The following is a 4,870-nucleotide window of genomic DNA, read 5'->3' as shown; positions in this document are numbered from 1 at the left end:
CGAAATTCCGCAAGCAGCACAAAGGCAAAATCAAGGGTCTTGCAAAGGGCGGGTCTGACCTGAACTTTGGCACCTTTGGCCTGAAGGCTCTGGAGCCTGAGCGTGTAACCGCGCGTCAGATCGAAGCTGCACGTCGTGCCATGACGCGTCACATGAAGCGTCAAGGCCGTGTCTGGATCCGTATTTTTCCGGATCTGCCAGTCACATCGAAGCCTACCGAAGTCCGTATGGGTAAAGGTAAAGGTTCCGTTGATTACTGGGCATGCCGGGTTAAGCCGGGCCGCGTAATGTTCGAAATCGACGGCGTCGGCGAAGCCATCGCACACGAGGCCCTGCGCCTTGCTGCGATGAAGCTGCCAATCAAAACACGGGTCGTGGTCCGCGAGGACTGGTAAGAACGTGGGTTTCACCCACCCTACATAGGGTGGGTGAAACTCACATATGTCGTACCGATAAAAAGGCCCCTGCTGAGTGATCAGCGGGGGCCTTTTTTCTGCGGCACAGATAAATTATGTGCAAAGTTCGCTTAAGAGGGGACGGAGAAAGCCGGACTTCTTTCGCGCGAGAACTGATTTAATCTCTGTGGGGATTTCTGTTTAGCGCCAATGCCCGTAGAATTTGAGCTTTCTACGGATACCGTCAGGTTCAAGATGCCGATACTTACCTTTTGAATATCTTCCCCCATCTAAGGCTAGCCCGCTTCTGATGATTTCGGCTCCGATATCTGTGCCATCTGGTAAATAGCATGTGCCAACTAATCTGTCGTAAGAAGTTTCCCCAGTAAGTTCGACGCGTATTGCTTGGCCTTTGCACAAGCGAACCATTTCCCACTTTGATTTTTGACCCCAAGGTTGATCAAGCTCAGGGGCGTCGATGCCGGCCAGTCGGACTTTGATCTTACTGACGACGATGGTGTCTCCGTCTATTACGTAGGCTTTCCCAAGAAGTTCCATTGATGAAGGAATAGGCGGTGGCGGTGCGTGATCGACCCTTGAGGGAATCTTTTTTCCCGCAGTTGTTGCGGAAATCGGTTTCGGAGGAGCAGACGCGTAAGACTGCCGCTGTCGTGGGGCGACATCGCGAGAGATCGGTGTAGGGGTGGTGCGATGCCCTGTCTCTTCTGAATTGTAATCTTTGGGTTTATTCGTCCAAGTCACCACGCAATAAAGTGCGATCACTATGAAAAGAAGAATAAGTACATCAAAACCAGTCATCGAAGAACGCCATGTAATTATAAAATCAATGACATGAAGTTGGCGCAACTTACGAGTGAAAGCAAACGGCAAATTGTTGTTTGTGCGTGTAGTTGGAGCGGATCTAAGGCTGTGGCGGGCATTCCAATTCCTATAACTTGGTACTACACTTGCTAAAGAAAGAACGCTCCCCACACAAAGGTTCGCCCCCATGAAACACGTCCCCAAGCCCACCACCGACGAAGACCTCATCCAGCAGTTCCTCAACAAAGGTGGCACCATCAAAAAAGGCAAGACCAAGCCGATGCCGGATGATCTTGGCCTTTCCAACAATCAGTGGGGTAACAAGTTGACCAAAGAAGAGAAAGCCGCGGTCAAGGAGCAGGAAGAAGCACGTAAGGCGGTTAAGCCCAAGCGTAGTTGAACGACACCGAGATGCGGTCTTCTTCGGCCATGTTCATCGGAACTTCGTGGCGCAGCCAGCTTTCCCAAAGCAGAACATCGCCGACAACCGGCTTGGCATAGACGAACTGGCGCAATTCCTGGGGGGCATCCTTTAGGCGACCGGGGGCTGCCATCATCATCGGCAGGCGCGGATCTTCAAGCTTTAGCGCGCTCGTGCCTTCGGGCATTGCGACATAGGTTGTTCCCGATATCACCGAATGCGGATGGATATGCGCGGTGTGAATGCCGCCCTCGGGCAGGATGTTGATCCAGATATCTTCCAGCTTTAACTTGCGACCGTCCAGATCAAACGCCAGATCCGTCGCGAAGGCTTTGACATGTTTATCCAGCGCTTTTTTCACCGTCTTGAAGATCGGGAAGCGCCACGGCAGGTCGGTCAAAGACGCATAGCTGGTGTAGCCGGGGAAATCGTTCTGATCGCACCATTCCTGACCTGCCTCGTCATCCTCGGCGATAGAAAGGCACGCGGCCTCAAGCTCGACGGGGTCAACGGGTTTGCCGTGCTCGGACAAGGGGGCGCGGTACAGGCGGGTGACGAAAAGGGAATCTATTTGTGACATGAGGCATCTCTTACATGAGGTGGGGCAGAGTGGCGATAGGTTTTGCGCAAAGGTTGCTTGCCAAGCGCCTGTAACGGCTATATGGGAACCTCTCACATGAACTCCACCAGAATCATGGTCACCCATAAGGGGCCACCTGGTGATGTCGAAAGGAACAGGCGATGAACGCCAAGGAACTACACGACAAGACGCCGGATCAACTCCGTGACGAACTTGTTAACCTGAAAAAAGAATCCTTCAACCTGCGTTTTCAGCAAGCCACAGGCCAACTTGAAAATCCCGCACGTTTGAAGACCGTCAAGCGTGACGTCGCACGTGTTAAAACCATTCTGAACCAGAAAGCCGCAACTGCGGCGTCTGCTGAATAATAGGAGCCTGAGAGTATGCCCAAACGTATCCTGACAGGCACCGTGACAAGCGATGCCAACGAGCAGACCGTAACCGTATCCGTAGAGCGTCGCTTTACGCACCCGGTTCTGAAGAAAACCATCCGTAAGTCCAAAAAATACCGGGCTCACGATGAGAACAACACATTCAAAGTGGGCGACAGCGTTCGCATCATCGAATGTGCACCACGATCGAAAACCAAGCGTTGGGAAGTGCTGCAAGCCGCCGAGGCATAAAGCACTAAAGGTTCTGGCGCGCGGCCCTTGTTTTCCTTGACTCTGGGGACGGCAGGGGCCAAACGCACGAACGTGATGTCCATTACGGGCAGCCCAATATAATCGAAACCCTGGGGAACGGGCACGCATCGCCCCCCAGAAGGTCGGGAGAAACCAAATGATCCAGATGCAGACCAACCTGGATGTTGCTGACAACAGCGGCGCTCGCCGCGTTCAGTGCATCAAGGTACTGGGTGGTTCCAAGCGTAAATACGCATCCGTCGGCGACATTATTGTCGTGTCGGTTAAGGAAGCCATCCCTCGCGGTCGTGTGAAAAAGGGTGACGTGCGTAAAGCCGTCGTCGTTCGCACTGCCAAAGAAGTACGTCGTGACGATGGCACAGCCATTCGCTTTGATCGTAACGCCGCCGTCATCCTGAACAACAACAACGAGCCCGTAGGTACACGTATCTTTGGACCGGTTGTTCGCGAACTGCGTGCGAAAAACTTCATGAAAATTATCTCGCTTGCGCCGGAGGTGCTGTAATGGCTGCTAAACTTCGCAAAGGTGACAAAGTTATCGTGCTGGCTGGCAAGGATAAAGGCAAGACGGGCGACATCGCTTCCGTTGACCCAAAATCCAACAAAGCCATCGTTTCCGGTATCAACATGGCAATCCGCGCCACGCGTCAGTCCCAGACGTCGCAGGGCGGTCGTATTCCAAAGGCGATGCCAATCGATCTGAGCAACCTGTCGCTTGTTGATGCCAATGGCAAAGCAACGCGCGTGGGCTTCAAGATCGAAGGCGACAAGAAAGTGCGTTTCGCAAAAACCACGGGGGACGTGATCGATGCTTGATACTGCAAACTACACACCCCGCCTGAAGGGCGTCTATAACGACACCATCCGGGCCGCGATGAAAGAAGAATTTGGCTATACCAACGGGATGCAGATCCCGCGGTTGGACAAAATCGTTCTGAACATCGGTTGTGGCGCTGAAGCTGTTCGTGACAGCAAGAAAGCCAAATCAGCTCAGGAAGACCTGACAACGATTGCTGGCCAAAAAGCTATGACCACAATGGCCAAGAAATCCATCGCGGGTTTCCGCGTTCGGGAAGACATGCCTTTGGGTGCGAAAGTTACCCTGCGTGGCGACCGGATGTATGAATTCCTTGATCGTCTGATCACGATAGCAATGCCTCGTATCCGCGACTTCCGCGGCATCAACGGCAAAAGCTTTGACGGCCGTGGCAACTATGCCATGGGCTTGAAAGAGCACATCGTGTTCCCTGAAATCGACTTTGATAAAGTTGATGAAAACTGGGGAATGGACATCGTGATCGCCACCACGGCGAAAACCGACGCTGAAGCGAAGGCACTGTTGAAAGCGTTCAACATGCCCTTCACATCGTAAGCGCGGGAAGGATTAGATATGGCTAAGAAATCCATGATACAGCGTGAAAAGAAGCGCGAAGCATTGGTGAAGAAGTTTGCAGCCAAGCGTGCTGCACTTAAGGCAATCGTAAGCGACCAAGAAAAGCCAATGGAAGAGCGTTTTCGCGCGTCTTTGGCTTTGGCAAAGCTGCCACGCAACTCCAGCGCTGTGCGTTTGCACAACCGTTGCCAGCTGACTGGCCGTCCGCATGCTTACTATCGCAAACTGAAAATTTCGCGGATCGCGTTGCGGGATCTTGGCTCAAGCGGCCAAATCCCCGGCATGGTCAAGTCGAGCTGGTAAGGAGCGCATCAGATGAACGATCCTATCGCAGATATGCTGACACGCATCCGTAACTCTTCGATGCGCGGCAAATCCACAGTCATGACCCCAGCTTCCAAGCTGCGTGCATGGGTATTGGACGTGCTCGCAGACGAGGGCTACATCCGTGGTTACGAAAAGATGACAGGCGCCGATGGCCACCCTGCAATCGAAATCAGCCTCAAATATTACGAGGGCGAACCTGTTATTCGCGAATTGAAGCGGGTTTCCAAACCCGGTCGTCGCGTCTACATGGGCGTCAATGACATTCCCGTTGTCCGTCAGGGCCTTGGT

The 4,870-nt window shown here is 53.1% G+C and carries 11 protein-coding genes; 9 read left to right on the top strand and 2 right to left on the bottom strand.

Annotated features, from left to right (window positions below):
• Positions 1-395, top strand: a 395-nt coding sequence (gene rplP, locus ABYT07_RS18840) for a 50S ribosomal protein L16 (RefSeq protein WP_372993563.1), incomplete at its 5' end; no start/stop codon positions are given.
• A gap of 201 nt (positions 396-596) precedes the next feature.
• Here rplP and ABYT07_RS18835 read toward each other — a convergent pair.
• Positions 597-1,214, bottom strand: a complete 618-nt coding sequence (locus ABYT07_RS18835) for a thermonuclease family protein (RefSeq protein WP_372993562.1) — start codon at positions 1,212-1,214, stop codon at positions 597-599.
• Positions 1,215-1,404: 190 nt separating this feature from the next.
• Between ABYT07_RS18835 and ABYT07_RS18830 the strand changes: the two genes are divergently transcribed.
• Entirely contained in the window at positions 1,405-1,617 is a 213-nt protein-coding gene (locus ABYT07_RS18830; RefSeq protein WP_372993561.1) for a hypothetical protein, read from the top strand.
• Here ABYT07_RS18830 and ABYT07_RS18825 read toward each other — a convergent pair.
• Positions 1,598-2,218 carry a TIGR02466 family protein gene (locus ABYT07_RS18825; RefSeq protein WP_372993560.1) on the bottom strand — a complete coding sequence of 207 codons (621 nt, stop codon included), beginning with the start codon at positions 2,216-2,218 and terminating at the stop codon, positions 1,598-1,600. The genes ABYT07_RS18830 and ABYT07_RS18825 overlap by 20 nt on opposite strands.
• 161 nt (positions 2,219-2,379) lie before the next feature.
• Between ABYT07_RS18825 and rpmC the strand changes: the two genes are divergently transcribed.
• From rpmC to rpsH, 7 genes are all read left to right on the top strand, one after another.
• On the top strand, positions 2,380-2,586 hold the full coding sequence (gene rpmC / locus ABYT07_RS18820; RefSeq protein ID WP_372993559.1) for a 50S ribosomal protein L29: 207 nt from the start codon (positions 2,380-2,382) through the stop codon (positions 2,584-2,586).
• 15 nt (positions 2,587-2,601) lie between these two features.
• Positions 2,602-2,841: a 30S ribosomal protein S17 gene (rpsQ, locus tag ABYT07_RS18815; RefSeq protein WP_372993558.1), complete on the top strand. Its 240-nt coding sequence runs from the start codon at positions 2,602-2,604 to the stop codon at positions 2,839-2,841.
• Positions 2,842-2,998: 157 nt separating this feature from the next.
• Positions 2,999-3,367, top strand: coding sequence for a 50S ribosomal protein L14 (gene rplN, locus ABYT07_RS18810; protein ID WP_007118848.1), 369 nt, complete (start codon positions 2,999-3,001; stop codon positions 3,365-3,367).
• Positions 3,367-3,678 (top strand): 50S ribosomal protein L24, encoded by a 312-nt coding sequence (rplX, locus tag ABYT07_RS18805; protein WP_372993557.1) that lies wholly within the window; start codon positions 3,367-3,369, stop codon positions 3,676-3,678. The genes rplN and rplX overlap by 1 nt, the downstream gene beginning before the upstream one ends.
• A complete protein-coding gene (gene rplE, locus ABYT07_RS18800) occupies positions 3,671-4,234 on the top strand; it encodes a 50S ribosomal protein L5 (RefSeq protein WP_372993556.1) in 564 nt (187 codons plus the stop codon). Before rplX ends, rplE begins: the two co-directional genes overlap by 8 nt.
• 18 nt (positions 4,235-4,252) lie before the next feature.
• The gene (rpsN, locus tag ABYT07_RS18795; protein ID WP_372993555.1) at positions 4,253-4,558 is read left to right on the top strand and encodes a 30S ribosomal protein S14; all 306 of its coding nucleotides are present in this window, start codon (positions 4,253-4,255) and stop codon (positions 4,556-4,558) included.
• Positions 4,559-4,570: 12 nt separating this feature from the next.
• A partial coding sequence (rpsH, locus tag ABYT07_RS18790) for a 30S ribosomal protein S8 (protein WP_372993554.1) occupies positions 4,571-4,870 on the top strand: 300 nt, incomplete at its 3' end.

It is taken from the genome of Sulfitobacter sp., assembly GCF_041552635.1.
Taxonomy (GTDB): Bacteria; Pseudomonadota; Alphaproteobacteria; order Rhodobacterales; family Rhodobacteraceae; genus Sulfitobacter.
Note: the sequence above shows the minus strand (reverse complement) of the source record. Positions and strands in the feature narration are given on the sequence as shown.